Origin of the sequence: Pseudomaricurvus sp. HS19 (assembly GCF_009857815.1) — a bacterium.
GTDB lineage: Bacteria > Pseudomonadota > Gammaproteobacteria > Pseudomonadales > Cellvibrionaceae > Pseudomaricurvus.
On the sequence record NZ_WVVW01000001.1, the window covers coordinates 638,384 to 663,271 of the forward strand.

Genomic DNA, 24,888 nt, shown 5'->3' on the forward strand with positions numbered 1-24,888 from the left:
CTAATTGCACCTCGTCTGATGGCGGTTAGCGCTTCCCTCCCGGAAGACGCGGCTCCTCTAAAACCATCCGAGCTCCCAGCAGAGGATTCTTTATGTCCCAAAGTAAAAGTTCCAGCGATGCCTCGTCACTGTCGGTGGCGGCCGACAGTGCTACGCACCAGGCGATGATCAATGCGGGACTGCACTTGAAGGATAGCAACCTGTCGGAAGAAGTCTTCTTTCAGGCGGTTGAACACTGTCCGGTCGCCATTTCGATCACCGACCTTAAAGCCAATATCCTCTACGCCAACCGCTCCTTTACCCAGGTTACCGGTTACGCGGACAGTGAGGTTGTCGGTAAAAACGAATCCATCCTTTCCAATCACACCACGCCGCGCATTGTCTACCAGGCACTCTGGGGGCGCCTGGCGCAACAGAAGCCCTGGACCGGGATGCTGGTCAATCGTCGCAAGGACGGTCAGCTCTACCTGGCCGAGTTGACCGTGGCGCCGGTGATTAACGAACTGGGCGAGACGGTCTATTTCCTTGGCATGCATCGCGATGGCACGGAAGTACATCAGCTGCAACAGCGGGTGCTGAACCAGAAGCTGATGATGGAATCCATGATCAACTCCGTGCCGGCGGCCATGGTGCTGCTGGATGCAGACGAGAAAATCGTGATGCAGAACCAGGGCTTTGAACGCCTTGCCCAGGATTTTGCAGCCGGTGGCAACAGCGCCTTCCTGGGTATGCTCACCCGCCAGCTGGAGGGGCATTTCGAACGCCTCAAGGGCGAGCGCAGTCACTTCAACAGCAAAGAGATCACCATGGATCGTGGTGATGGTCGCCCCCGGCACTTCTCCTGCTTCGGTACCACCATCGAGATCGCCCAGGAGAGCCCTGACGCCTTCTTTGAACAGGACATCAGCCACTACATGCTGCTGATGATCAACGATATCTCGGATTTCCGCCGACATCAGGAGGAGATGCATCTTAATACCCTGAAGGCATTAATGGCCGAAGAGAACCTGGTGCAGGGTATGCGGGAAACCGTCAATGGCGCCATTCACCAGTTGCAGGGACCGGTCAACCTGATTGCCGCAGCGGTAAGCACACTCAAGCGTCGTGCGGCGCGGGGTGATAAGGACGACCTGGTGTTGTCTGCTGCCGAAGAGGCGCTGGAAGCCGGGCAGGCAGCGCTCGACAACCTGATCGACTCCCTGCCGCCGCCGCTGGATGAATCAAAGCAGTCGATCAACATCAACCAGATCATTCGTGAGGTGCTGTCGCTCTGTACTGACCAGCTGCTCTGCCAGGGCATTACCATCAACTGGAAGCCTTCATTACACCTGCCTTCACTGGCAGGGCAGGAGCGTCGCCTGCGCAGCATGTTCAAACAGCTGGTGGACAACGCCATCGAAGCCATGAGTGCACGTGAAATCCGTCAACGTGATTTGCACATCGTCACCAGCGCCACCAAAGAGCTGCTGGAAATAGAAATAGCCGATACCGGCCCGGGTATTCCGGAGCAGGATATTTTCCGGGTCTTTCAGCCGTTTTACAGTACCAAGACCACTCCGTCGGGCTTCCGCGGCATGGGACTGTCAATGGTGCAGGAGGTGGTCGCTGACCACCTGGGCAGTGTCTTTATTGATACTGACTACAAGCAGGGCTGTCGCATTATCGTGCAGCTGCCTTTGACCAACGTATGAAGTCCGATTCGGGTATTTGCCAATGATCGATACGTTCAGTTCTACCAGCCGGTACAGTGTGGGGGCAACGAGCCGTTCGGAAGTGGTTGATCGCCAGTTCAGAGCCCTGTGTACATCCGCTCATATTCTCTGTCGGGTTACCAATATCGAAGAGAGCCTGAGTGAAATCCTCAAGGTCCTGCACGATGAAGCCGGACTGCTTCACGGCATAGTCACCCTTGCCGACCCTGAACATACCATCTTGCAGGTGGGCGCGGTTTACACCGATTCCGAAGCGGTGATCAAGGCCTCGCACAGCACCCGCTACCAGGTGGGTGAGGGGATCGTGGGCCGTATCCTGCAACACAATCAGCCCATTGTCCTGGGACGCATCTCCTCGGAACCTCGCTTCCTGGACAAGCTGGCACTTTACGAAATGGAGCTGCCGTTTATCGGTGTTCCCATCCGCGACATCGATGGCTCTGCTATTGGTGTGCTGGCGGCACAGCCGGACGTGCCTGCGGACGACTACCTGCCGGAGCGAACCGCGTTCCTCAAGGCTGTGGCTGACCAGTTGTCACAGACCTGTCGGTTGCTGGTGAACGTGGAGCGTGGCCAGACTCTCGCCAGTGAGCGGGACGAACTGCGGCGCGAGGTGCGTGGCCAGTACGGCTTCGACAACATGGTGGTCGGACATACGGACAACATGCGCCGGGTATTCGACCAGGTGCGCCGTGTGGCCAAGTGGGATAGTACGGTGCTGGTGCTGGGTGAATCCGGTACCGGTAAAGAGCTTATCGCCAGTGCCATTCATTACAACTCACCCCGGGCTCACAAGCGCTTTGTGAAGCTGAATTGCGCCTCGCTGCCGGAAAACCTGCTGGAGTCGGAACTTTTCGGTCACGAGAAAGGGGCCTTTACCGGCGCGGTGAAGCAGCGCAAGGGACGTTTTGAGCAGGCTGACGGCGGTACCTTGTTTCTCGATGAGATCGGTGAGATCTCCCCGATGTTCCAGGCCAAGCTGCTGCGGGTGTTGCAGGAGGGTGAGCTGGAGCGGGTCGGCGGGACCCAGACCATCAGTGTGGATGTGAGGATTGTGGCAGCCACCAACAGGAACCTGGAGGACGAAGTAGAGAAGGGCAAGTTCCGGGAGGACCTCTACTACCGCCTCAACGTCATGGCTATTCGAATTCCTCCGTTGCGTGATCGCCTCGCCGACCTGCCGGAGCTATCCCGGTTCCTGGTGGAAAAACTCTCCCGGCACCAGGGCCGGGAGTTGCGGCTTACCGATAATGCCGTGCGCATGATGATGAGTTACGACTGGCCCGGTAACGTGCGGGAACTGGAGAACTGCCTGGAGCGTGCTGCCGTAATGAGTGAGGAGGGCGTCATCGACACAGATGTTATAAGCCTCAACGGTGTACACAACGTGGCGGTGCCTTCGGTGGGCAGCAGCAGTGTCAGTGCTCCGGTGGTGGCGCGCCCATCGCCGGACATGGACGATCCTGACCTGGACGAACGGGAGAGGGTCATTGCGGCGCTGGAGCAGGCCGGTTGGGTGCAGGCCAAGGCCGCGCGGTTGTTGGGTATGACACCGCGGCAGATAGCCTACCGTATCCAGACCATGAAGATTAACGTTCGCAAAATCTGATCATCCCACCTCTGCCCGGAGCCCGGACAGGGTTCCGGGCCTTCTCTTTTTTCCTCGCTTCACAACACGCCTGTCTCCCTTCGCCAGCTTTTCTTCTGCTGGTATCGCTGTAAAAGGCGAACAGCGTCCCGGGCGGTATCCGGATGATCGCGCGTTGCCACTGTTGTAACCGGCTGGCGGTACTGAGGCCCCTGACCACGAGCCTTGCAGCGGTGTCGTTTCTGCTTCCGGCAACTGTCATCTAAAACACAAACGCCACCACAAAGGCTTGTGTTAAAGCGTACAAAATCGCTGCTACAAAACCATAAAATCCAATAAAAACAATGACTTAAATATTGGGCACAGCCATTGCAACAGTATTCTGCGAAGAAGTGGATTCCCCACGACACCATTTACTCATCCGCCCTAACGGGGGACCAGACAGGAGTTCTCGCTATGGAGCTAACGGTGCTAGATCAAAACAACGACGCGGCTGCTGCCGCCGCGGGAGGCTGCTCCACCGGTTCATGCGGCACGACCGATGATCAGATGTCTCACCTGCCAGACAGCATCAGAGAGAAAGTTGAAAACCACCCCTGCTATTCCGAAGAGGCGCATCACTACTTTGCGCGTATGCACGTGGCAGTGGCACCTGCCTGTAACATCCAGTGTCACTACTGCAATCGCAAGTACGACTGTTCCAATGAATCCCGCCCGGGTGTGGTGTCAGAGCTGCTGACTCCTGACCAGGCCGTGATGAAAACCAAGGCCGTTGCTGCCAACATCCCGCAAATGACCGTGCTGGGCATCGCCGGTCCCGGCGATCCCCTGGCCAACCCCGAGCGCACCTTTGAAACCTTCCGCCGTCTCTCCGAAGAGGCCCCGGACATCAAACTGTGTGTTTCCACAAACGGCCTGGCGCTGCCAGAGAGCGTGGATGAACTGGCCAAGCACAACATCGATCACGTCACCATCACCATCAACACTGTCGATCCTGACATCGGTGCCCAGATCTATCCGTGGATCTACTGGAACAACCGCCGTATCCGTGGCCGTCGTGGTGCTGAAATCCTGATCGAGCAGCAGCAGAAGGGTCTGCAGATGCTGGTGGATCGCGGCATCCTGGTGAAGGTTAACTCCGTGATGATTCCCGGTGTGAACGACCAGCACCTGAAGGAAGTGAGCCGCATCGTTAAAGAGAAAGGCGCTTTCCTGCACAACGTTATGCCGCTGATCTCCGAGCCTGAGCATGGAACCTTCTACGGTCTCATGGGGCAGCGTGGTCCGGAGCCTGAGGAACTGCAAGACCTGCAGGACGAGTGTGCCGGTGACATGAACATGATGCGCCACTGCCGTCAGTGTCGTGCCGATGCCGTTGGCCTGCTGGGTGAAGATCGTGGTGAGGAGTTCACCATCGACAAGATCGAGCAGATGAACATTGACTATGACGCTGCCATGCAGACCCGCAAGGTGGTACACGAAGGCATCATGGAAGAACTGCACGAAAAGCAGGAGAAGAAGCGTCGCCTGGCCGCGGTTTCCGTCTCAGCCAACGACGCAACCCCGCAAGCCAATACCCGTCCGGCCCTGATGGCGGTGGCTACCAGCGGCGGCGGCCTGATCAACCAGCACTTTGGTCACGCCACCGAGTTCCTGATCTACGAAGCTTCACCTGCCGGCGTGCGCTTTATCAGTCACCGCAAGGTAGACCAGTACTGTATCGGTAACGACAGCTGCGGTGAGAAAGAGTCGGCGTTGGCTGGCAGCATTCGCGCCCTGAAAGGTTGTGAGGCGGTGCTCTGCTCGAAGATTGGTTATGAGCCCTGGTCGCTTCTGGAGGAAGCCGGCATCGTGCCCAATGGTGAGCACGCCATGGAGCCGATTGAGGAAGCGGTACTGGCCGTCTATCAGGAGATGGCCGCCGAAGGCAAGTTGGAGGAGCCCCAGCCTGAAGCTGCGGTATCCCAGACTGCCAGCGCCTGATAGCGATGCCATAAAGGCTACAACCGCAGTTAAAGCCGGCACCCACAGGGTGGGTGCCGGCTTACCTGAGCCAGAATAGCAATCCCGGTGTCACTCATCGGTCGTCCCCACAAAGGAGAACAACATGTCATTAGCAATCGTTGATTCCTGCGTTAACTGCTGGGCCTGCTACGACGTCTGCCCCAGCGACGCCATCTATCAGTCAAGCCCCCATTTTCTGATTGACACTAAAAAGTGTACCGAATGCGAGGGCGACTACGCCCATCCTCAATGTGCCAGTATCTGCCCGATTGAGCAGGCGATCCTGGATGCTTCCGGAATGCCCGTAAACCCCTACGGCTCCCTTACCGGTATTCCGCCGGAACTGCTGGAAGATGCCATGCAGGAAATTCAGTCTCGCTGATGCAGTACTGTCAGTGAAGAGCAGCGGTACGCCGGTGGTGTGCTGCCAATGGACGACAGTGGAAGAGATGGTATGAGCTCTGCACCCATTACCTTTTACGAAAAATCAGGCTGCCTCACCAACAAGAAGCAGAAAGATCTGTTGCGCAGGGCCGGCTACGAACTTCTGGTAGAGAATCTCCTGCGTCACGACTGGAGTGCCACCGAACTGCTGCGCTTCCTGGGGCCGCTGCCGGTCAGCGAGTGGTTTAATCCCAGTGCGCCGGCCGTCAAAAGCGGCGTCGTGGTTCCCTCCGAACTGGACGCTGACAGCGCCATTGCGCTGCTGCTGGATGAGCACCTGTTGATCCGCCGTCCCCTGCTGGAGCGTGAAGGCAACTGTATGGTGGGCTTTGATCTGGAGGATTTACAGCAGATCCTGCAGGTGCGACTGCCGGAAGAAGAGGGGACGCCAGGTGAAGGGTGTTCCAGTAGCCACAAGCCATGCCCGGAAGTGCAGGCCCGTGCGCTGTAAGCCGGCAATGAGTGGAATGGGAAACAAATCATTATGAATCTTGCGGTATCAGGATTGGACGGTCGAACAGCGGAACAAGACGCTGCCGGCGTGGTGAACAGCGAAGTGCTCTACAGCTACTACCTGCGCCTGTTGTGGCAGCAGCAGCGTGCCGGCCATGGTTGCCTGCCCAATCACCTCGGACTCTATCCGTTGAACTTTATCTGGCTGTCGCAGCGTTACCTGCAATCTGCCCACGATGTTCACGGACTGGACCGCGGCACTGAAGAAGGTGAGCTGCGTGAAGAGTTGCTGGAGATGCGTCGTGACGAGTGGCAGGAGCTGAGGGAGTTACTGATGCAACATCGTGCCCATCGCCATGTGCTGGAAGTCGCTCTGGCAGAGATTGTGGCCGCCGGTTGCATGGGGGGCGACCACCTCTGGCGTGACCTGGGCTTTACCGATCGTCGCCAGCTCTCTGACCTGATTACTCTGGCGTTTCCCGAGCTGGCAGCCCGCAATAACGCGGATATGAAGTGGAAGAAGTTTTTTTATCGCCAGTTGTGTGAAGAGGGTGGGCATTTTGTCTGTCGCTCCCCCAGCTGCGAAGCCTGCGCCGCATGGCACGACTGTTTCGGTCCCGAAAACTGATGGTGTGTGCCTGAAACCTGTACACAAACAATACGGTGCCCACAGAGGGTGCCATACCAGTACCCCGAGGAGTAAATGTTATGTCTACTGAAGAAACCATCAAGAAGCAGATTGCCGACAACCGGGTGCTGATCTACATGAAAGGCACACCCGATGCACCGGAGTGCGGCTTTTCTGCCAAGGCGGTAGCGGCGCTGAAAAGCACTGGCACGGACCTGGCCTATGTGAACGTACTGCAGTCCCCCTTTATCCGTGAACGCCTGCCAAAAATTTCAGGCTGGCCAACCTTTCCGCAGCTGTTTGTAAATGGCGAACTGATTGGCGGCAGCGATATTGTTGTGGATATGGTAGCCGACGGATCCCTGCAGCCATTGCTGGCCCAGGCCGCAGAGGCCTGAGCGGAAGTCCGTTAAACAGTGGCCGGAAGCGGTCACTGTCAGCAAGAAGGAGAACTCATGAAAGCTGAAGAGATTATTGCGCGGGTGCGTGAAGCTGTGCCTGACGCCGTGGATATCGAAGCCCAGGGAGCGGACTGCGACTTTGCCGTACTGGTGGTGAGTCCGACGTTTGCCGGTATGTTGCCGGTCAAGCGCCAGCAGCTGGTGCTGGCTGGTTTTACCGAACTGTTGGCCAGTGGCGAATTGCACGCCCTGAGCGTCAAGGCCAAAACCCCCGAGGAGCTGGCAGCCAGTGCTGCGGCCCCGGGCCTGACACAGCTCCAACTGTAAGCAGCTGATGCGTAACAACAACCCAAACCGGAGGTGCTGAGTGGTTGAACAAGCAAATCTGAGTCGCGAAGCCGCCCTGCGGATTGCCCTGGCAGCGCGAACCTTGCCTGGCGTCACCGTTGGGTCCCTGCTGGATATCCTGCATCAACGTATCGAGGGTATCCTCGATGAGGAGAGCCTGACAACAGTCACTGTGACTGACCTGAAGACAGCGTTTGCCAGTGCCGACGGTGAGGAGGACGGTGAGGATATCGGTATCGGGCTGCCAGCTCTGAAAGAAGCGGTGCGTATTCTCTGGGGCGAAGAGCAGGAGGAGAATCTGCCGGACATCGTCGAGGCGCCGGAACCATTGCCGGATTCGGTGCGGGTGGCTGTCTCTTCCAACAGTGGTGAGACCCTGAACGGTCACTTTGGCTCCTGTATCCGCTATCTGGTCTATGAAGTAAACGCTACCGACTACCGATTGGTGGATGTGCGATCGGCGCTGGAAGCGGACTTTTCCGATGACCGGAACGGTTTCCGTGCGGACCTTATCCGTGACTGCCAGGTGCTCTACGTAGTGTCAGTGGGCGGACCGGCAGCGGCGAAGGTAATCCGGGCGGGTGTCTACCCAATCAAGAAGATCGAGGGTGGTGAGGCCCGGGATGTACTGGTGGATTTGCAGAAGGTGATGGGCGGCAAGCGACCACCGTGGCTGGCGAAAATCATGGGTGTGGGCGCTGAAGAGCGGGTGCAGTTCAGCGGCCGTGGGCAGTCACAGGATGAAAGCCTGGACGAAAGCGTCGCCTGACAATGAGTTTCTGCAATTAACACTGCAATTGCACTACAGAGTATTTCAAGTTCGCGTTCAGTTTGTCTCTAATTCATCGAATTTAATGGCAAACCCTTTTGCGGCAGGTCCCGTTCAGAGCCTGCCGTTTTTTTTGCCTGTTGTTTTTGCGTGCCGGAAGACAAACGCTGTTCAGATCCGGTTACAGGGCAAATGAGAGTAGGGATTTCCGCCGCGTGCCCCGGGGAGCGTGCGGCGGCGGAGAGGTGGCCTGTTATCAGGCGTCCAGTGAGTAGGTGCCGCTTTCCATCATACCGGTGAAAATATCCAGCAAACGGTGCGGGGATACAAGGCAGCCAGTGCTTTCTTCGGAAGTCATTACCGCCAGCATCACATCCTCTTCAATTAGCGAGGGCAGGGTGTGATCCATAAAATCTTCCAGGGATTCTGCAGTGGGCAGCAGGTTATTGGCGGCGGGCAGGTTGGATGCGGCGCTATTGGCCAATTGCTGGTAGGGCCAGATGGGCATGGCAGAGTGGGCCGCCAATTGAATAGTGGCCCACTCGCAATCGTCTTCCAGTCCCCACACTTCCTCGGTTTCAAAGACGCGGGTCAGGAAATATTCCAGTAACTGGGATTCCGACATCACTCCCAGCTCTTTTACTTCGGTCTCGTAGGGGGCATAACGCATGGTTTGCGGCTCCTGGTTAGTCAGATAACGGCGGTAAAGCATTCCAGTTGGGGTGGCCCCAGGTAGACGCCCTTACTGCTGCCGGCATTGGCGTGGGCCTTACGGAAAGCCTCGGAGTGAGTCCAGTCAGCGAAGGCGTCTTCGGACTCCCACACAGAATGGGAAGCGAAGAGGGTGCATTCATCGTTGCCGGGCCCCTGTAAGAGGTGGAATTCCTTAAAGCCCGGAACCTCCTGCAGAAAGGTATCGCGCTGCTTCCAGATGGCGATGAACTCCTCTTCCTTGCCCGGTGCGATCCGGAAGCGATTCATGGCAATAAACATGGTGTTCTCCTCAAGCCTGTTTGTCAGTGGCAACGGTGATTGTCCGGGTGTCATTAACATCATTGTAGTAACAGTTAGCAAGAAGAGGGCCGTCGGCAACCCATAAGTGGATTGTTATGTTTGCTGCAAATTTGGCGCCTGTAAGGGTTTCCCAGACCTGTCCCAAACCTGACAATCACCTTAATCCAATTTCTATAAATATCTGTTAACTATTTGATAATTAGACTATTTATCATGAGGTTAATTTCAGGCACAGAGATTGCGACAGCTACCCCAGAGAGTCGTTGCGGATGACGAGGCACGCGAGTTCAGAGTGACAGGCTGAGCAGCTTTGTCGCTGAGTCGACAGGGCCGGCCGGTACACCCCGGAACAGGTTGTCGCATCTGCGACAGAGTTGGCCGGGGCACCCGGGGTATTACGAAAAGTTTTTCGAAAAGGTTTTACGTTCGTTCTATGGAGAAAAGTTGTGATTATCAATACCTACAAAACTGACAACCTGCTGTTCAACACCAACTTCCTGGAAGAGAGTTCCACTGCCGGGCTGTTCGGCTATCGCGGTGACCTGGTCATCGTTGACGGCGGTTTGGATGACAAGGGGCACCCTAATCCACCGGAAGAGGTCCTGCGTGGCAGCGTGATTCTGGCTGATGAAAAAGTCCACATGCTGATCGGCAGTCTCGATGACATGGCCATGCTGCCCACATTGCTGGAGAAGTTCAGCGGTGATTTTGCGGATGATCTGGCGTTCATGTTGTTTGTAGTTAACGCCAAGGAGCGCGCTGTTTATGAGCTGGGCGCTACCAAAGTCGCCATCATTCCGCTGGTGCAGGGCGTTTGCTGGAACGAGGCCATTGATGAGCTGGCTCTGGAAAAGAGCGACTTCAAAGGCCAGACTCCAGCAGACAAGATCGCTACGGTCTACAAAGAGATGAAGGACTACAAGCCCAAGGGTGCCGCTAAATCCATGGAGCAACTGGTGTCAGACGTGACTGCACAGAAGCGTGAGCTGTGGGGAGCCGTATAAGGCCCTCCACCCGCCGGTAGCTTTGCGGTTACCGGCGATCCGGCGGCAGCGGCATGTCCGCTGCCGCCGCATTCCGCAGGATGAAACGCAGGAGAAGTACCATGCAGCACCGAGAAATGCAGAAAGGTGACGCGGTCTACGCAACCACCACTATCATCAATGACGGTTCCGTTCCTGGTTGTGAACCCGGTGAAGTGTTTGCACAACCGGGCACCATGGGAATGCTGATTAACACCGGCTATGTGGAACTGGAGCCGGATACTGAATTGTTCCTCGTCAGTTTCCGCATGGAAGACGGCAATTCCGGCCCTCCGGTCGCTTGCCTGGCGGATGAGATAAGCCCCGATCCTCTCTCCTGAACCTGACCGTAGTAACCTGTAACTCGTTGGAACAGTTGTGAATGACATCGTCAACGAAGAGGCCAGCGTAAACAGCGTTGCCAGCGTGGTGGAGTACCATCAACGCACCAAACACCACTTCAGCGGCTACGCCCGTGGTCCCGAAACCATTGACTGGGATCGCCAGCCCGATCCGTTCCGCCGCTTTGAAGGGACGGAGCTGGTTCAATTACCACTGGTTGGCATCGACTCGCCGCTGGATAGTGGAGATCTGCCCGATACCGGCCTGGATCAGGCGATAGAGACGAGTCTTGATGGTTCGCCTGCAGCCGTCTCCCTTGTTCGTGTCGCGCTGATGCTGGAGTACTCCCTGGCGCTTAGCGCCTGGAAGCAATATGGCGGCTCCCGTTGGTCGCTGCGCGTTAATCCGTCCAGTGGCAACCTCCATCCCACAGAAGCCTATCTGCTGTTAACCGGCATTGAAGGACTGCAGCCGGGTCTCTACCACTATCGCGCTGACTGCCACAGTCTTGAGCTGCGATGTCACTTGCCATCGCTGGCCGATGACGGCCCACAGTTACTGATCGGTCTTAGCAGTGTCAGCTGGCGTGAGTCCTGGAAATACGGTGAACGGGGCTGGCGTTATTGTCAGCTGGATGTAGGGCATGCCCAGGCAGCACTCAGTTATGGCGCGGCTCTCAACGGCTGGCGCTTGCAGCCGCTGCTGGTGGACGACGGCATGCTGAATCACTTGCTGGGAACCGATCGTAATGAGGAGTTTATAGCCAGCGAACGCGAGGAGGCCGACTGTCTGCTGCGTATCATCCCCAGCGATGTGTGTGAGGGTGATGCTTTAAGTCCGGCCAGTTGGTTATCAGCTCTGGCAAAGGGGCAGTGGTACGGTAAGGCCGCCGTGCTTGATCATCGTCACTTCTACAAATGGCCGGTCATTCAGCAGGCGGAGTTTCTGGGGCGTCTACCGGCGGTGGACCTGGAGGTATTCCGAAAAACTGCTGAAGTTTCTGCCGTAGCCCGGGCCGGGGCACAATGGCCCCAGCCTATTTCAGGGCGCTATCGGGATAAACTGCCGCAAGCTATTCGGCAGCGGCGCTCCGCGCAGGCCTTCGATGGTGAGACTTCGCTGGCTGCGGAGGATTTTTTCGTCCTGTTGGATCATCTCTTACCGCGACTGCACAGCCGCCCGTGGCAAGCACTGCCGTTGGCCGGGCATCTGCACCTGGCGCTGTTTGTGCACCGGGTGGACGGGCTGGCGCCAGGACTCTACGCGCTGCCGCGCAGCGCTGCCGGCGAATCCGCCATGCGCAGCTGCTTGCGCCAGGAGTTTTTGTGGCAGTCGGTGGCGGGGGCGCCTGAGCACCTCCCGCTTTACCTCTTGTTGCAGGCCAAGGCAGAGCGCACTGCCGGTAAGCTCAGTTGTCATCAGCCAATTGCCGCACAGAGTGCTTTCAGTCTGGCGATGTTGGCCGAGTTCGATCATGTGGAGGTTCAGCCCTGGCGCTATCGGGAGGGCATGCGCGAAGCCGGAGCCCTGGGCCAACAGCTCTACCTGGAAGCGGAAGCCATTGGGCTGCGCGGCACGGGTATTGGCTGCTTCTTTGACGACGCCGTGCACGAACTCCTGGGCATCAGTGATGAGCGCCTGCAAAGCTTTTATCACTTCACGGTGGGTGGGCCAAAACAGGATGCGCGGATTGTTACACTTCCGCCATATGGCCGTCGTAGCGCCTGACACCTGAGTCATTGTTTTGTCATAAACCCGACAGCGGCCACTGGCCGCTGTTTTTGTTTTGGTCTTTGTAACCTATTGAAATAAAACAAAAATAAATTTATTGGTTTTGCGATTTTGCGCGGCGCGCTTCTTGCTCCCTCTATAGCAAGTACCGAATTTCCAGAGGTTGTGGAGTAAGAACAGTCATGAAATTGCTGGTAGAACGCAATTACGTTGAAGCGATGATCGATCGTTTTCCCGAACTCTCCGCTTACGCCGAGCAGCTGAAGTTCGGCAATCGCGTGGAGATGCAGGGCAACCAGCTGTCACCGGATCACCTGCAGCTGCTGGCCGAACTCTACGCCGCTGCCGGCATAAGCATGCAGGGGCGTGCCGCCCAGATCACCACGCTGCGTCAGGCACGCCTGCACGACGGGCGGGTCTACCAGGAGGGTGAGCTGGAAAACCTGGTAGCGGATATTGCCGAGTTCCTGCTGCAGGATGCTATCTACGGCTGGCTGTTCCTTGCCAACAGTGGCGGTAAGCCGTTGCCATACCTGGTAACCCGCATTGACTACAGCCCGGCCGGAGAAGAAGAGACCGGCAGGGTGATGCTGGAGCTGCAGGCCAACGCCATGGGCAAGATTGTCACACAGTCATTGGCGCTGCGGGAACGGGACATGGTGGGCAACACCGTCGCCGGAATATTTGCCAATCGCGGTTACTTCCACGAGACGCCACTGCTGGTAGACAACTATGAGCGCTCCGCCGACCGCTTTTTCCGCTGGCGCGCCGACTACGGCATGCAATTTTCCGGCACCGGCGTGGGTATCTTTGCTGAAGACCCCACCGCCTCACACCGCAACACCGACTGGTCACGCAAGAGCAGAGTGGTGCTGTCATCCTCTGGCGGTTCCGCCAGGCTGGTCAACGACGAACAAATTCTGGCCGAGCGCGCCCTGACCCTGGACGCTACCGGTAACATTCTGAGCAAATACATTCGCAAGGCCGGTCGCAGTGCCAATTACGATGAGAAGGTCGAGCAGGCGGCAGAGGATCTGCAATCCACTATGCCCGCCGGTATGTTTACCCGCCTGCCAGTGCACGGCTATATCCTCATGTTCCACCTGGAGCTGCACCATCACCTGTGGGTTCATGTAGATGATATTGAGCCGTACAACTACCAGCCGGAACTGAAAACCAAATTAATCCTGCCGGCAGAGCAGACCGACCTGATTGATATCCTCACCGCCGAGATGGACATGCTCGCCGATGACATTATCGAAGGTAAGTCAGGCGGTACCACCGTACTCTGTTGCGGTCCGGCGGGTGTGGGCAAGACGCTCACCGCCGAAGTCTACGCCGAAATTATCCGCAAGCCGCTCTATCGTGTTCACTCTGGCCAGCTGGGGCTGAATGTGGCGGAGATGGAGAAAGCGCTGCAGGAGACCCTCACCCGCGCTCAGCGCTGGGGCGCGGTGATGCTGATTGATGAGGCGGACGTTTACATCAAACGACGCGACGACAACCTGGCGGCCAACGCCGTGGTGGGTGTGTTCCTGAGGGTGCTGGAGTATTTCAACGGCCTGCTGTTCCTCACCACCAACCGCACCGATGATATTGACGAGGCCATCGTCTCCCGTTGTATCGCGGTGATCCGCTACCACGCACCCAACCGCGACGACCGGCGCCGCATCTGGCGGGTGATGAGTGACCAGTTCCAGCTGCAGTTACCATCGGAACTGGTGGACCAGCTGGCGGACCAGTTTCCCGAGGCAAGCGGTCGCGACATCAAGGGACTCACCAAGTTGGTCTCCAAGTACTGTCAGCACAAATCCCTGGCGCCTACGCTGGAAGTTTTTGACCGCTGCAGTGTGTTCCGGGGACTGGAGCGCTGCGCATGACCGCGGCGGCTGCAAGAATCGCCGTGGCCAGTAAGGACGGACTCTCCGTCAACCTGCACTTCGGTCACGCCAAAGAGTTCTTTGTCTATGACGTCAGTGACGACGCCATAACGCTGCTGGAGCGTCGCAAGGTGGACCACTACTGTCATGGCCAGACCGGCGACCAGTCGGCGATGCAGAAAATTCTTGCCACCATCAATGACTGCAGCGCAGTTCTGGTGGCCAAAATCGGTGACGGCCCAATTGCAAAGCTGAGCCGTATCGGAGTAACCGCAGTGGACGAATACGCCTATCAGGGCGTGGAAGAGTCGCTGCGGGCCTGTGCCGACACAATCCTGTCGGATGTTTCAGCGAAGGAGGTAATCGCATGAAGTCCTTTAACGAAGTGAATCACTGGGCACGTCGGTTTCCATTGATTCCGGTACACGTGGATTGTGCCATCGCCGTGATGCTCAAGATCCTTGACGGCAAGTGCAAGATGAAGCCGGAAGAGAAGGTGGTTATGACCCATCTCTATCATGCGGTTAAAAATCGCCCCAGTCGCCTGCTGGGTGGGGAGATGCACAGTCTCATCTCACGTGCGGAAGAGACCCGTGACCGGGACCTTCTGGATGCCATTTACGAGCAGCGGGTACTGGCGGAAACCATGATTTCGCGCCCGGTCATGAAAACCTTTAAATCGCTGATTCGCCAGCAAGGGTTGTTCGAAAGCGCAGTGGTACAGGTGGAAGAGGAAGAGCATTGGGTCGACGACCTGGTGGCAGAATTCGTCTGATTGTGTGGGATTAAGGAGTTAAAACATGAGCACTATGAAGTTCTATTTTACGCCCGGATCCTGCAGCACCGGGATTCACATTCTGTTGGAAGAGATTGGTGTGTCGTTTGAAGCCTGGCCGGTGAACCTGGTCAAGGGCGAGCAGTACCGCCCCGAGTTTCTCGCTATTAACCCCAAGGGGACGGTCCCGGTGCTGGTACTGGAAGACGGCACGGCGCTGACCGAGTTCATCGCCATTGCCATGTGGCTGGCGAAAAACTGCAGCCGCAAACCTCTGGTGCCCGCTAATACCAAAGCGCTGATCGAGATGCTGGACCTGATGAACCTGATTATCAGTGCCTGCCACGGCCAGGGTTTTACCCGCATTTTTACCACTGAGCGTTACAGTCGTAACCCGGCAGATTACGAGCAAATCCGTAATCAGGGCCGAAATATTGTGCAGGGATGCCTGTCCACCATCGATGCCCGTATCCGCTACGGTCGCATTGTGAGTGAACAATTCAGCATTGCCGACGCCGCGCTTTTCTACGTGGAGTTCTGGGCAGCAAAAACCGGTATACCTCTGCCGGAAGCCTGCCACGAACACTATCAGCGCATGTTGCAGCGCCCATCGGTACGTCAGGTGCTGATGGAGGAGGGGTATCACTCCACTCTGGCGGGCGAACCCGTCGCAATGCGGGCCGATGTGCATGCAGTTGCGTGATCTGTTTGATGAAGTCAGTCGCGGTGACTCCCAGGTAATTCCTCTGGAACTGCAGCAACTGCTGCGCCGCGACCTGGATGTCAGCAGCGATTGGCGCAGTGCTGAGGACTTGCTGCTTACCGCCAGGGAGCGCCTGCCACATCAACTGGAAGTGTTGGTGGCCCTGTACAAGTTGTACGCCTACAGCAATCGCTTTGATGAGGCGCTGCAGGTAATCGACGACACCCTGGCACTGGCGTCGCAGCAGGCGGGATTTACAGCAGATTGGCGCCAGCTGGATGAGAACAGCGCTAGCTGGCATCCAGCCAGGGGGGCTCTGCGCACTTACCTGTACAGTCTAAAGGCCACTGGTTTTGTGCGTCTGCGGCGTGGAGACCTGGATGAAGCCTGGACGGTGCTGCTGAAACTGCAGCAGCTGGATCCGATGGATCAGGTGGGTGGCAGTGTCGTGCGCGATATGGCCGAGAGGCTGCTGGAAGATGATTAGATAATCGCCGCAGCTGCTCCTGGGGGCAGGAGCAGGCGGGATTAACCGGGGACACGCATCATGAAAAAGTTCGACACCATCAAGGTTAACCAGATGCCCGACGTGCTGGCACAGGACGGGGCCATGTTACTGGACTGCCGGCTGTTGCGGGATTACCGCGAAGGGCATATTGACGATGCCCTGCACGCCCACGATGACCTGGTGGAAACCCTGATCCGCAGTCGGGACAAAGCCCAACCGCTGGTGATCTATTGCTATCACGGCCACAGCAGTGAACACCTGGCTGAGCTGTTCGGAAATTTCGGTTTTAACAAGGTGTACAGCGTCGAAGGCGGTTATGCCGCCTACCAGGCCATGCAACAGACTGCGGGTTGAGGCCACGCTGTTGATGTTAACGTTGCCAGGAGAGGTGCCCATGCTCAACTTTTTGCGTCCAAAGAAACCGCCAGCTGCTGAGAATATCTGGTCCCTGCGACGGGACAAGAGCATTCGCCGCCTCTTACTGATCCTGCGTGAGCAGTTTGGCCAGCAGGCGTTTGAGATTGAGCATAACGTGGACACCAGTCAGTACGCGATCTTTGTGCGCCACCCGCAGGAGCCGGAGCTGCGGGCTTACCTGTTTACTTACGGGCAAGATCCAAATCGTTACGGCATTCACCTTGAATACGTGCAGGAAAATCTGGTGGACAGCCTCTATGACGTATTTGAGGGACTGACCAGCAGGCAACTGGCGGATATCCTGTCCAGCCACTTCAACCTGCTGCCACTGCCACAAAAGACCCATTTGCGGGCAGGGTGTGGCCAATGAACTTACGTACGGAAACAGTAATCGGATACCGCGGACCTATGCCTCGCGAAGATTTTTTCATGATCACCACGCTGGAAGGGAAATTGAAAGCAGCGGTGGACCTGAGCAAACCCAATGACGAATTTTGGCTGTTAAAGATCAAGCTGGTTTACGACGGTGAGCCGGCCGGTGAGCTCAGTTTTAATCTCAATGGCTACGACCACGCGGAAGCCGAGGCTGTGGCGCGTAATATCCACAGCAATGACTACCTGATGCGTGAAATAGATGAATACCTTTGGGGAGAGAGTGACTGACGCAGCGCTACCGCTGCTGTCACGGTCCTGGCAACGCTTCTCCCTGGACACCGTTTGGCACGTCCAATCCGGCTGCAGACCCGCTGACTGCAGCCGGATTGGCTTTTTTTGACCCCGTGAGCGGCAGCGTGGCTGTGCCAGGCTATCCGGATGTACTCTGAACCTCTCCCGTCTCGCTGCCGCGAAGGCAGGAGCAAATAGTTTGTGCCCCGTGTGGATTCCCGCCTGCGCGGGAATGACGTGGTTCGGTAATGGTTTCCGGCAGAGACCGTATCACCACCGTCGCTCCCGCGAAGGCGGGACTCCATAACCTGCCCATCCCGTGCTCTGCCGTCGTCGCGGTAATAACCTTAATTTGAAGCGCTCCTCTCACCGGGCACCGAGCACCGAGCAACTGGCTCTGAGTAACGGGCACCCGCCACCGGGGCAGGGTTTCTGGTTTGTACGCTGCCCAGCCTGTAAAATGCGTTGCCTTGCGGACAGCTACCGACCGTAACTGCCGTTCACTGGTATTGGCAAGGCTACACGATGAACAAACCCCGGCTCTGGACCAAAGATTTTATTATCGTCTCGCTGCTGAATTTTTCGCTGGTGCTGGTTTTCTATCTGCTGGTGGTGGTGATTGGTCAGTATGTGACCGGTGACCTGGGTGCGTCTGTCAGCGAAGCCGGTCTGGTGGTGGGTGTATTTATTGTCGGTGCCATGTTGGGGCGGCTGTTGATTGGCCAGAACATGGACGTGGTGGGGCGACGGCGCAGCCTGCTGGCCGGGCTGGCGCTGGCGGCATTTTCCAGCGCACTCTATTTTGTCGAGGCGGGTATTAACTGGTTAATCGCACTGCGGTTGCTGCACGGCATCAGCCTTGGTATTGCCAGTACTGCCAGCAGCACGGTGGTGGCGCATCTGATCCCGGCCTCCAGGCGAGGGGAGGGTATCGGCTATTTCAGTATGAGCAACTCCCTGGCAACTGCGATTGGCCCGTTTATCGGCATCTGGCTGGCGCAGCACAGCAGTTTTGATGTGATACTGCTGTTCTGTTGTGCGCTCAGTGTGGCCAGTTGCGGCGTGGCGCTGCTGTTGCGTGTGCCGGAGGAAAACTACAGTGGCGAAACACCGCCCCCGCAACGACTGTCGTTCTCGCCCTCACGGTTTCTTGAGCCGAGGGTGGTGCCACTGTGCGTCATTATCCTGCTGGTGGCGGTGTTCTACTCCGGGGTTTTATCGTTTGTGAATGCTTATGCCACGGAGCGACAGCTGGTGCAGGCCGCCAGCTTTTTCTTTATGGCGTACTCCCTGAGTGTACTGGCATCGCGTCCGTTTACCGGACGCTTGCTGGATGCCCGCGGGGCGCATGTGATTATGTATCCGGCGTTTGTGCTGATGGGTAGCGGGCTGTTACTGCTGGGTGTTGCAGATAGTGGCTCGATGCTACTGGTCTCCGGCTGCCTCATCGGCATCGGTTTCGGCAATATGCAATCCTGCATACAAGCGATGGCGATACAGGCGGTGGACAGCAACCGCATGGCGCTGGCCACCTCTACCTTTTTTATCTTCATCGACGCCGGGCTGGGATTCGGCCCGTCACTGCTGGGCCTGCTGATTCCCCACATCGGCTTTGCCAATATGTATATGCTGCTGGGGGCTTTGACCCTGCTGACTATGCTCCCGTATCTGCTGTTGCATCGGCGGGGTATCGCCACCTTCGCGACCGAACGTCGCGTATAGCGCTCAGTCCAGGGGGACATTCAGCAGGGGCGTGAGGGCCTCTGCCAGCAGCGGGGCCATACTGATGGCATTGCTGTCATGGATGATGGTATCCGTACTCCAGATATTTCCGACGCCGGCTTGTTTCAGGAGCTCGACAGCGTCGCCGGCAAACAGGGCATGGGTCACCGCCACATCCACCGTGGCAGCACCTGCATTTAACAGTGCCCTTGTGGCCTGCGCCAGGGTGTGGCCGGAACTGGCCACGTCATCCAGCACGACCACCTGACGACCGTTAACGGGGAGATCCGGAAGCTCCACCGTCACATCCCTGTCGCCGCGACGCACTTTCTGGCAAACGCCGAAATCCGCGCCGATACGCACCGCTGCGGACTCCACCCATTGGCGGGATTCAGCGTCGGGACCAATCAGCAGGGGCTGTTGCAGGTTGTCCCTGATCAGGTCTGCCAGCCGCGGCGCACCGCTGACGAATACCGCTGCAGATAGCGGTATGGCCTGCTCCAACCGCTCAATACGGTGCAGATGGGGATCAACGGTAATCACGCCATCGAACAGTTCTGCGAGAAACTGACCGACGATGGTCTGGCTGACAATTTCGCCACTGTGGAAAGCAATATCCTGGCGCATATAGGCCAGGTAGGGGGCCACCAGGATCAACTGCCGGGCTCCCAGCCGGCGCAGGTGGCGCGCAATCAACAGCAGCTCTACCAGTTTGTCGTTGGGACGATCAAGGCTGCGGTAAAGTACTACGGTAGCCGGCAGTGCGGCACTGTCCTGCAGGGGCAAGGTCAGGCGCAGCTCCTGATCAGGGAAACGGTGACATTCGTAACTGAGGCAGGGGACAGCCAGAGCCTGTGCCAGGGGGCAGGCTGCCGATTTCTCCTCAACACTGCAGAGGAACAGAGCGCTCATCAAAACTCCACAAACACATGGGTCAGCTGATCCGGCGGGCCGATACTGTAACCATTGTTTTTGTCGGCGGCCTGGCGGGCGAAGCCAAGCTCCGTGGGGTAGGCGGCGTAAACCCGGTAGAGGGGTTGGCCACGGGTGACCGTTGCCCCGAGCTTCTCCAGCATATCGACACCTGCGCCCTTGGATCCGGGGGCGCCGGCAAGCCTGGCGATACGGGCAACCTGCTGGTTATCGATGGCGGTAACCGTGCCATCAAACTCTGCCACAACCTCAAAACTGAGTGGCGCGAGGGGAGGATTGTCGAAATCGAACTCCCGTCTGCCCTGGGCTTCAATGATGGCTTTCATCTTGTGCAGTGCGCGCCCGGACTCGAGAATATCCCTGGCGATGCCGTAGCCATCGCCGCCACGGACGTCCGGGTCGAATTCCAGCATTCGGCCTGCGAGACGCAGTGCTTTCTGGCGCAGGTCGTTGGGCGCTTGCGGATGGTTTTCCAGCACCTGCATAACGTCCCGGGCTTCCAATACCGGTCCTATGCCGTTACCGATGGGTTGGCGTCCATCGGTGATCACCACGTCGATGGTCAAGCCCAGGCGGCCGGCGACAAACTCAAACAGTTTACGCAGCCGCAGGGCTTCCGGCATGGAGCGTACCTTGGCGGTCGGACCGATAGGGATATCCAGCAGCAGGTGGGTGGAACCGGCGGCGATCTTTTTCGACAGGATGGAGGCCACCATCTGCCCCGGGGAGTCGATGGAGAGTGGGCGTTCTACAGAGATTAATACGTCGTCAGCCGGGGACAGGTCGGTGGTGCCACCCCACACCAGGCAGCCGCGCTGGTGCCTGACCAACTCGCTCAGCTCCGAGAAGGGCATGTCCACGGTGGCCAGCACCTCCATGGTATCGGCGGTACCGGCCGGAGACGTGATCGCCCGTGACGAGGTCTTCGGGCAAAGCATGCCGTGGGCGGCAACGATAGGCACCACCAGCATGGAGGTACGGTTACCCGGGATGCCTCCGATACAGTGTTTGTCCACCACGGTGTACTCATTCCAGTCCAGCTTGCGACCTACCTTGCTCATGGCACTGGTGAGGTAGAACACCTCTTCGCGATCCAGCTCTACCTGGTTGCAGGCCACCACAAAGGCGGTCAGTTCGATCTTCGAGTAACGGTGCTCGGCGATATCCTGCACGATGTGCCCGAAATCGTCGTGACTGAGTCGTTCACCGGCGATCTTGCGGTGCAGGGCGGGGATGGACTGGGCCGGTTCGGCCTGGGAAATGGTGACCGGGTGTCCCTCTTCAAGACCCAGCTGGGTAAAGGCATCTTCCGACAGTCCTAGCTGCTGGCAATCCACGATGGATGTGTCATCGACCACGTTGAGGGTCGCCAGTATGCGTGAGCCATTGGCGGATATTTCGACTTTGGCCAGGGCCTGGAAGCCTTCAGCCCGATAGGGTTCGCATTCGCGGTGCAGGTAGGCGACGTTTTCGCGGTAGGTATCAATACCGACACGGCGCAGGGCCAGGGGCGAAGGAGAATCGGTCTTGCCGCAGCGGCCGGAGGGGGACGATCGGGACATGGCAACACTCTCTGTGCAATAGCGTTTACTCTACTGAGGCCGACGGCCGGTGCCAAGCCGGTAATCGTCGCAGCAGACGATTGTCTTCAGGCTGCTCGGGTCAGGCTGCAGAGCTGCCAGCAGCCTGACGGCGCAGGGCTTGGCGAATCCAGAGATAGCTGACTATGCCCGCCAGGACATTGGCCGTGGCAGTGCCAAGGAAAATGCCGTTGAGCCCGGCCAGCTCGCGTCCGATCAGTACGCAGGGTACATAGAACAGTACGACCCTTATGACCGAAAGCATAACCGCCGGCAGTGGCCTGCCCAGGCCGTTAAACGCCGACGTAGAAGCGATCATCACGCCGGAGAGGCCAAAGCTGAAGGGAACCAACAGCAGGAAACTGGCAATAATGGCGATGATTTCCGGGGAGTCGGTAAACCAGGAGCCGATAAACTCCCCACCCAGCCACAGCAGTACCGCGCTGATGGCAGAATAGGCAAAGCTGAAACGCAGGATCAGGCGCATGGCTTCCATTTGGCGGTGTCGATATTGCTCGGCCATATTGTGACCAAAAAAGGGACCGACGATACCTGCCAGCGCATAGAATACGATCATGATCACCGGCTCCACCCGCTGCACCACGCCCAGTGCTGCCACCGCGTCAGGGCCGAAGCCGGCCACCAGCACCAGGGTGAAAGCGCCGGCGGCGGGCACGATCAGGCCGCTGCCCATGGAGGGAATGGCTACGTGCAACGTGGCGCGCCACGCCTTCAGAGTGGAAGAGAGGTTGAGGCTCGGTGCCGAGATCAGCTTATAGCGCCACACCAGCAGGTAAAAACCCAGTGCAACCTGCAACAGGCGGGAGACCACGGTGGTCCAGGCCGCGCCGGCGATTTCAAAGCGGGGAATAGGACCAAAGCCGAAGATCAGCAGTGGGTCGAGGATGATGTTGATCAGTGCGGTACCGATCATCAGTAATCCCGCGACCCTGGCATAACCGGAGGCCTGCAGCACTGCCATGAATACGGTGGATAGGGCGAAGAAGGGCGCGTTAAGGTACCAGGGGCCCATATACTCTTCGATCAGGGTAAGCAGTTCCGGACCGGCACCGAGTGCCACAAAGGTACTGTGCAGCTGCCACCAGCCAATGAACATGATGGTGAGGGCGATCATCATCGCCAGCATCAGGCTGTCGGCTACCAGTCGTTGCGCTGACAGCTTATGGCCTCCACCCAGCATGCGGGCGTAGACAGAGGAGACGCCGGTTGCAAAACTGACGGCCAGGGCAGTGACCAGCAGTACCACCGGGAAGGTAAAGCTCATGGCTGCCAGTGAGTCGCTGCCCAGCTGGCCGACGAAGTAGGTGTCGGCGGTATTGAAGGATAGGTTGGCTGCCATGCCCCAGACTCCCGGCATGGCCAGGTGATAGAGTTGACGGCCGACGGGGCCCTGAGTAAATGAGATCGCTTTGGGCACGGGGTTATCAGTCCGGGCTGGTTTCAGTGGCGGGCATTTAAGCATAAACCACGGCAGTAATTACAGCTCGGCGTCCACGGGCACCGCAGACAATAATAACAAGGAGACACAATCATGCCGGATTCCAGAGGCTGGTCCGTTGCCGATATGGCAGACCAGAGCGGTCGTATCGCCATAGTCACCGGTGCCAGCAGTGGTATAGGGCTGGAGGCTGCCCGGGCGCTGGCGGCAAAAGGGGCAGAGGTGATCCTGGCGGTGCGGGACGCGGCCAAGGGTAGCAGCGCCCTGCGCAGCATTACCGACAGCTGTCCGGGGGCTGAGGTGAGCATGGAGCTGCTGGACCTGGCTGACCTGGGATCGGTACAGCGATTTGCCCGCTATTGCCTGACCCGGTTGCCGAAGCTGGATCTGCTGATCGATAACGCCGGGGTGATGATGTCTCCCTACGCCACCACCAGTGATGGCTTTGAACTGCAGATGGGTACCAACCACCTGGGCCACTTCGCCCTCACTTTGCAACTGTTGCCGCTGCTGCGCAACACGCCGGGATCCCGCATCGTTGTGGTGTCGAGCCTTGCTCATCACCGGGGCAATCCTGATTTCGACGATCTTAACTGGCAGTTGCGGGGCTACGATACCGTACAGGCCTATTGCGACAGCAAACTCGCGAATCTCTGGTTCGTGCAGGGGCTGGTGCAACGACTACAGGGCGAAGAAGCGCCACAGGTGACCGCAGCCCACCCGGGCTGGACCCGCACAGAATTGCAGCGCCACTCCCTCAAATATCGCCTGCTGGGGCTGTTTATGGCTCAGGACACTGCCAGCGGTGCTCTGCCAACCCTGCGGGCGACGGTGGATCCTGAGGCACAGAGCGGCGACTTCTACGGACCCGGTGGCAAGAAGCAGATGAAAGGACCGGCGGTGAAAGTGGTGACCAATCCAGCGGTGAAGGATGGCGGGCGAGTGCAGCAGTTGTGGCAGTTGTCGGAAGCGTTAACCGGTGTGCGGTACGACTAGTGCGACTGCGACCAAAGTCCGGTCGAAGGCGGCGGGATCGGCTTCTATACTGAGCGGAACCCGGCCACTCCAAAATAACAGTGCTGAATCCCGAGGTGAAATGTGTCTGTCGTACTGGCTTTTGATGTCTACGGAACCCTGATTGACACTCAGGGGGTCACCAAAACCCTGCAGCGTCACGTCGGGGAGCTGGCGCCGGAGTTTGCCCGTATCTGGCGAGAGAAGCAGCTGGAGTACTCGTTCCGCCGGGGGCTCATGCGCAGCTACCAGCCATTCTCGGTGTGTATAGCGCAGTCGCTGGATTACACCACTTCGTTGCTGGGGTTGAGTTTGCCGTCCTCAACCCGTGACGAGCTGTTGCAGGCCTACCGAACCCTGCCGGCGTTTATGGATGCCAGGGCAGGGCTGCAACAGGCTGCTGATGCCGGTATGCGCTGTTTTGCGTTTTCCAACGGGGCGGGTGACGCGGTAGAGGGGCTGTTGCAGCAGGCGGGTATTCGCGAGGCATTTGAGGGTGTGGTCAGTGTTAATGACCTGCAGACCTTCAAACCGAACCCCGACGTGTACGACTACTTTCTGCGCAGCAGCAAAGGTGAGGCAGATAGCAGCTGGCTTATCTCCGGCAATCCGTTTGATGTGATCGGTGCGCGGGAGGCTGGCATGAAGGCGGCCTGGGTGAAGCGGTCACCGGCGGCGGTTTTTGATCCCTGGGGGATTGAGCCAACGGTGGTGATCGAGAGCCTGGCGGGACTGGTGGCCGCGGTCAAATCACACTCCTGACGCGGCGGGATGG

General features: G+C 58.0%; 28 protein-coding genes. 23 read left to right on the forward strand and 5 right to left on the reverse strand.

All coding sequences use genetic code 11. The annotated features are described in order from the left end of the window. Nucleotides 1-92 precede the first annotated feature (92 nt). The 9 genes from nifL to GSF27_RS02790 all read left to right on the forward strand — a co-directional run bounded on the left by nifL (nucleotide 93) and on the right by GSF27_RS02790 (nucleotide 8,347). The gene (nifL, locus tag GSF27_RS02750) at nucleotides 93-1,691 is read left to right on the forward strand and encodes a nitrogen fixation negative regulator NifL (protein ID WP_160965475.1); all 1,599 of its coding nucleotides are present in this window, start codon (nucleotides 93-95) and stop codon (nucleotides 1,689-1,691) included. 22 nt (nucleotides 1,692-1,713) lie between these two features. Next, complete coding sequence (gene nifA, locus GSF27_RS02755) at nucleotides 1,714-3,321, forward strand: nif-specific transcriptional activator NifA (RefSeq protein ID WP_160965477.1); 1,608 nt, start codon at nucleotides 1,714-1,716, stop codon at nucleotides 3,319-3,321. A 528-nt stretch (nucleotides 3,322-3,849) separates the two neighbouring features. Then, complete coding sequence (gene nifB, locus GSF27_RS02760; RefSeq protein ID WP_237457337.1) at nucleotides 3,850-5,283, forward strand: nitrogenase cofactor biosynthesis protein NifB; 1,434 nt, start codon at nucleotides 3,850-3,852, stop codon at nucleotides 5,281-5,283. A 124-nt stretch (nucleotides 5,284-5,407) separates the two neighbouring features. Then, nucleotides 5,408-5,686, forward strand: coding sequence for a 4Fe-4S binding protein (locus GSF27_RS02765; RefSeq protein WP_160965481.1), 279 nt, complete (start codon nucleotides 5,408-5,410; stop codon nucleotides 5,684-5,686). A gap of 72 nt (nucleotides 5,687-5,758) precedes the next feature. Beyond that, the gene (locus tag GSF27_RS02770) at nucleotides 5,759-6,199 is read left to right on the forward strand and encodes an ArsC/Spx/MgsR family protein (RefSeq protein ID WP_160965483.1); all 441 of its coding nucleotides are present in this window, start codon (nucleotides 5,759-5,761) and stop codon (nucleotides 6,197-6,199) included. A 33-nt stretch (nucleotides 6,200-6,232) separates the two neighbouring features. Beyond that, nucleotides 6,233-6,829, forward strand: coding sequence for a nitrogen fixation protein NifQ (locus GSF27_RS02775; RefSeq protein WP_160965485.1), 597 nt, complete (start codon nucleotides 6,233-6,235; stop codon nucleotides 6,827-6,829). 80 nt (nucleotides 6,830-6,909) lie between these two features. Further along, on the forward strand, nucleotides 6,910-7,227 hold the full coding sequence (grxD, locus tag GSF27_RS02780) for a Grx4 family monothiol glutaredoxin (RefSeq protein ID WP_160965487.1): 318 nt from the start codon (nucleotides 6,910-6,912) through the stop codon (nucleotides 7,225-7,227). Nucleotides 7,228-7,284: 57 nt separating this feature from the next. Next, complete coding sequence (locus tag GSF27_RS02785; protein WP_160965489.1) at nucleotides 7,285-7,557, forward strand: BolA family protein; 273 nt, start codon at nucleotides 7,285-7,287, stop codon at nucleotides 7,555-7,557. 40 nt (nucleotides 7,558-7,597) lie between these two features. Then, the gene (locus GSF27_RS02790) at nucleotides 7,598-8,347 is read left to right on the forward strand and encodes a dinitrogenase iron-molybdenum cofactor biosynthesis protein (protein WP_160965491.1); all 750 of its coding nucleotides are present in this window, start codon (nucleotides 7,598-7,600) and stop codon (nucleotides 8,345-8,347) included. Nucleotides 8,348-8,603: 256 nt separating this feature from the next. Here GSF27_RS02790 and GSF27_RS02795 read toward each other — a convergent pair whose 3' ends face one another. Both GSF27_RS02795 and GSF27_RS02800 read right to left on the reverse strand, forming a co-directional pair. Next, entirely contained in the window at nucleotides 8,604-9,017 is a 414-nt protein-coding gene (locus tag GSF27_RS02795) for a DUF2750 domain-containing protein (RefSeq protein WP_160965493.1), read from the reverse strand. Between the two features lie 20 nt (nucleotides 9,018-9,037). Continuing rightward, entirely contained in the window at nucleotides 9,038-9,340 is a 303-nt protein-coding gene (locus GSF27_RS02800) for an antibiotic biosynthesis monooxygenase (protein ID WP_160965495.1), read from the reverse strand. Nucleotides 9,341-9,807: 467 nt separating this feature from the next. Here GSF27_RS02800 and GSF27_RS02805 point away from each other — a divergent pair, with 467 nt between their 5' ends. From GSF27_RS02805 to GSF27_RS02860, 12 genes are all read left to right on the forward strand, one after another. Further along, complete coding sequence (locus GSF27_RS02805) at nucleotides 9,808-10,365, forward strand: hypothetical protein (protein WP_160965497.1); 558 nt, start codon at nucleotides 9,808-9,810, stop codon at nucleotides 10,363-10,365. A 101-nt stretch (nucleotides 10,366-10,466) separates the two neighbouring features. Beyond that, nucleotides 10,467-10,724 (forward strand): nitrogen fixation protein NifZ, encoded by a 258-nt coding sequence (locus tag GSF27_RS02810; protein ID WP_160965499.1) that lies wholly within the window; start codon nucleotides 10,467-10,469, stop codon nucleotides 10,722-10,724. Nucleotides 10,725-10,761: 37 nt separating this feature from the next. After that, the gene (locus tag GSF27_RS18065; protein WP_202410243.1) at nucleotides 10,762-12,453 is read left to right on the forward strand and encodes a nitroreductase family protein; all 1,692 of its coding nucleotides are present in this window, start codon (nucleotides 10,762-10,764) and stop codon (nucleotides 12,451-12,453) included. Nucleotides 12,454-12,638: 185 nt separating this feature from the next. Next, entirely contained in the window at nucleotides 12,639-14,336 is a 1,698-nt protein-coding gene (locus tag GSF27_RS02820) for an ATP-binding protein (protein WP_160965501.1), read from the forward strand. Next, a complete protein-coding gene (locus tag GSF27_RS02825) occupies nucleotides 14,333-14,707 on the forward strand; it encodes a NifB/NifX family molybdenum-iron cluster-binding protein (protein ID WP_160965503.1) in 375 nt (124 codons plus the stop codon). Before GSF27_RS02820 ends, GSF27_RS02825 begins: the two co-directional genes overlap by 4 nt. Continuing rightward, nucleotides 14,704-15,111, forward strand: coding sequence for a hypothetical protein (locus GSF27_RS02830; RefSeq protein ID WP_160965505.1), 408 nt, complete (start codon nucleotides 14,704-14,706; stop codon nucleotides 15,109-15,111). Before GSF27_RS02825 ends, GSF27_RS02830 begins: the two co-directional genes overlap by 4 nt. A 25-nt stretch (nucleotides 15,112-15,136) precedes the next feature. Then, entirely contained in the window at nucleotides 15,137-15,814 is a 678-nt protein-coding gene (locus GSF27_RS02835; RefSeq protein ID WP_237457338.1) for a glutathione S-transferase family protein, read from the forward strand. Next, nucleotides 15,801-16,301 (forward strand): hypothetical protein, encoded by a 501-nt coding sequence (locus GSF27_RS02840; RefSeq protein ID WP_160965507.1) that lies wholly within the window; start codon nucleotides 15,801-15,803, stop codon nucleotides 16,299-16,301. The genes GSF27_RS02835 and GSF27_RS02840 overlap by 14 nt, the downstream gene beginning before the upstream one ends. Before the next feature lie 60 nt (nucleotides 16,302-16,361). Next, nucleotides 16,362-16,676: a rhodanese-like domain-containing protein gene (locus tag GSF27_RS02845; RefSeq protein ID WP_160965509.1), complete on the forward strand. Its 315-nt coding sequence runs from the start codon at nucleotides 16,362-16,364 to the stop codon at nucleotides 16,674-16,676. A gap of 40 nt (nucleotides 16,677-16,716) precedes the next feature. Beyond that, nucleotides 16,717-17,109: a hypothetical protein gene (locus tag GSF27_RS02850; RefSeq protein ID WP_160965511.1), complete on the forward strand. Its 393-nt coding sequence runs from the start codon at nucleotides 16,717-16,719 to the stop codon at nucleotides 17,107-17,109. Nucleotides 17,110-17,168: 59 nt separating this feature from the next. After that, on the forward strand, nucleotides 17,169-17,402 hold the full coding sequence (locus GSF27_RS02855; protein WP_202410244.1) for a hypothetical protein: 234 nt from the start codon (nucleotides 17,169-17,171) through the stop codon (nucleotides 17,400-17,402). Nucleotides 17,403-17,930: 528 nt separating this feature from the next. After that, nucleotides 17,931-19,127, forward strand: coding sequence for an MFS transporter (locus GSF27_RS02860; protein WP_160965515.1), 1,197 nt, complete (start codon nucleotides 17,931-17,933; stop codon nucleotides 19,125-19,127). A 3-nt stretch (nucleotides 19,128-19,130) separates the two neighbouring features. On the opposite strand, the gene GSF27_RS02865 is transcribed toward GSF27_RS02860, so the two are convergent. From GSF27_RS02865 to GSF27_RS02875, 3 genes are all read right to left on the reverse strand, one after another. Continuing rightward, nucleotides 19,131-20,039, reverse strand: coding sequence for a ribose-phosphate diphosphokinase (locus tag GSF27_RS02865; protein ID WP_160965517.1), 909 nt, complete (start codon nucleotides 20,037-20,039; stop codon nucleotides 19,131-19,133). After that, nucleotides 20,039-21,622, reverse strand: a complete 1,584-nt coding sequence (locus GSF27_RS02870; RefSeq protein WP_160965519.1) for a thymidine phosphorylase family protein — start codon at nucleotides 21,620-21,622, stop codon at nucleotides 20,039-20,041. Before GSF27_RS02870 ends, GSF27_RS02865 begins: the two co-directional genes overlap by 1 nt. A 100-nt stretch (nucleotides 21,623-21,722) precedes the next feature. Beyond that, nucleotides 21,723-23,000, reverse strand: coding sequence for an MATE family efflux transporter (locus tag GSF27_RS02875; RefSeq protein WP_160965521.1), 1,278 nt, complete (start codon nucleotides 22,998-23,000; stop codon nucleotides 21,723-21,725). Nucleotides 23,001-23,192: 192 nt separating this feature from the next. Between GSF27_RS02875 and GSF27_RS02880 the strand changes: the two genes are divergently transcribed. Together GSF27_RS02880 and GSF27_RS02885 are read left to right on the forward strand one after the other, a co-directional pair. Then, on the forward strand, nucleotides 23,193-24,095 hold the full coding sequence (locus tag GSF27_RS02880; RefSeq protein ID WP_160965523.1) for an oxidoreductase: 903 nt from the start codon (nucleotides 23,193-23,195) through the stop codon (nucleotides 24,093-24,095). A gap of 102 nt (nucleotides 24,096-24,197) precedes the next feature. Beyond that, nucleotides 24,198-24,875: a haloacid dehalogenase type II gene (locus GSF27_RS02885; protein WP_160965525.1), complete on the forward strand. Its 678-nt coding sequence runs from the start codon at nucleotides 24,198-24,200 to the stop codon at nucleotides 24,873-24,875. Nucleotides 24,876-24,888: the final 13 nt, after the last annotated feature.

Excerpts from the sequence above, each read along its gene's own strand:
- nifL (WP_160965475.1), top strand. The coding sequence starts at position 93 with ATGTCCCAAAGTAAAAGTTCCAGCGATGCCTCGTCACTGTCGGTGGCG.
- nifA (WP_160965477.1), top strand. The coding sequence starts at position 1,714 with ATGATCGATACGTTCAGTTCTACCAGCCGGTACAGTGTGGGGGCAACG.
- nifB (WP_237457337.1), top strand. The coding sequence starts at position 3,850 with ATGTCTCACCTGCCAGACAGCATCAGAGAGAAAGTTGAAAACCACCCC.
- GSF27_RS02765 (WP_160965481.1), top strand. The coding sequence starts at position 5,408 with ATGTCATTAGCAATCGTTGATTCCTGCGTTAACTGCTGGGCCTGCTAC.
- GSF27_RS02770 (WP_160965483.1), top strand. The coding sequence starts at position 5,759 with ATGAGCTCTGCACCCATTACCTTTTACGAAAAATCAGGCTGCCTCACC.
- GSF27_RS02775 (WP_160965485.1), top strand. The coding sequence starts at position 6,233 with ATGAATCTTGCGGTATCAGGATTGGACGGTCGAACAGCGGAACAAGAC.
- grxD (WP_160965487.1), top strand. The coding sequence starts at position 6,910 with ATGTCTACTGAAGAAACCATCAAGAAGCAGATTGCCGACAACCGGGTG.
- GSF27_RS02785 (WP_160965489.1), top strand. The coding sequence starts at position 7,285 with ATGAAAGCTGAAGAGATTATTGCGCGGGTGCGTGAAGCTGTGCCTGAC.
- GSF27_RS02795 (WP_160965493.1), bottom strand. The coding sequence starts at position 9,017 with ATGCGTTATGCCCCCTACGAGACCGAAGTAAAAGAGCTGGGAGTGATG.
- GSF27_RS02800 (WP_160965495.1), bottom strand. The coding sequence starts at position 9,340 with ATGTTTATTGCCATGAATCGCTTCCGGATCGCACCGGGCAAGGAAGAG.
- GSF27_RS02810 (WP_160965499.1), top strand. The coding sequence starts at position 10,467 with ATGCAGCACCGAGAAATGCAGAAAGGTGACGCGGTCTACGCAACCACC.
- GSF27_RS02820 (WP_160965501.1), top strand. The coding sequence starts at position 12,639 with ATGAAATTGCTGGTAGAACGCAATTACGTTGAAGCGATGATCGATCGT.
- GSF27_RS02825 (WP_160965503.1), top strand. The coding sequence starts at position 14,333 with ATGACCGCGGCGGCTGCAAGAATCGCCGTGGCCAGTAAGGACGGACTC.
- GSF27_RS02830 (WP_160965505.1), top strand. The coding sequence starts at position 14,704 with ATGAAGTCCTTTAACGAAGTGAATCACTGGGCACGTCGGTTTCCATTG.
- GSF27_RS02835 (WP_237457338.1), top strand. The coding sequence starts at position 15,137 with ATGAGCACTATGAAGTTCTATTTTACGCCCGGATCCTGCAGCACCGGG.
- GSF27_RS02840 (WP_160965507.1), top strand. The coding sequence starts at position 15,801 with ATGCAGTTGCGTGATCTGTTTGATGAAGTCAGTCGCGGTGACTCCCAG.
- GSF27_RS02845 (WP_160965509.1), top strand. The coding sequence starts at position 16,362 with ATGAAAAAGTTCGACACCATCAAGGTTAACCAGATGCCCGACGTGCTG.
- GSF27_RS02850 (WP_160965511.1), top strand. The coding sequence starts at position 16,717 with ATGCTCAACTTTTTGCGTCCAAAGAAACCGCCAGCTGCTGAGAATATC.
- GSF27_RS02855 (WP_202410244.1), top strand. The coding sequence starts at position 17,169 with ATGATCACCACGCTGGAAGGGAAATTGAAAGCAGCGGTGGACCTGAGC.
- GSF27_RS02860 (WP_160965515.1), top strand. The coding sequence starts at position 17,931 with ATGAACAAACCCCGGCTCTGGACCAAAGATTTTATTATCGTCTCGCTG.
- GSF27_RS02865 (WP_160965517.1), bottom strand. The coding sequence starts at position 20,039 with ATGAGCGCTCTGTTCCTCTGCAGTGTTGAGGAGAAATCGGCAGCCTGC.
- GSF27_RS02870 (WP_160965519.1), bottom strand. The coding sequence starts at position 21,622 with ATGTCCCGATCGTCCCCCTCCGGCCGCTGCGGCAAGACCGATTCTCCT.
- GSF27_RS02875 (WP_160965521.1), bottom strand. The coding sequence starts at position 23,000 with ATGGCAGCCAACCTATCCTTCAATACCGCCGACACCTACTTCGTCGGC.
- GSF27_RS02880 (WP_160965523.1), top strand. The coding sequence starts at position 23,193 with ATGCCGGATTCCAGAGGCTGGTCCGTTGCCGATATGGCAGACCAGAGC.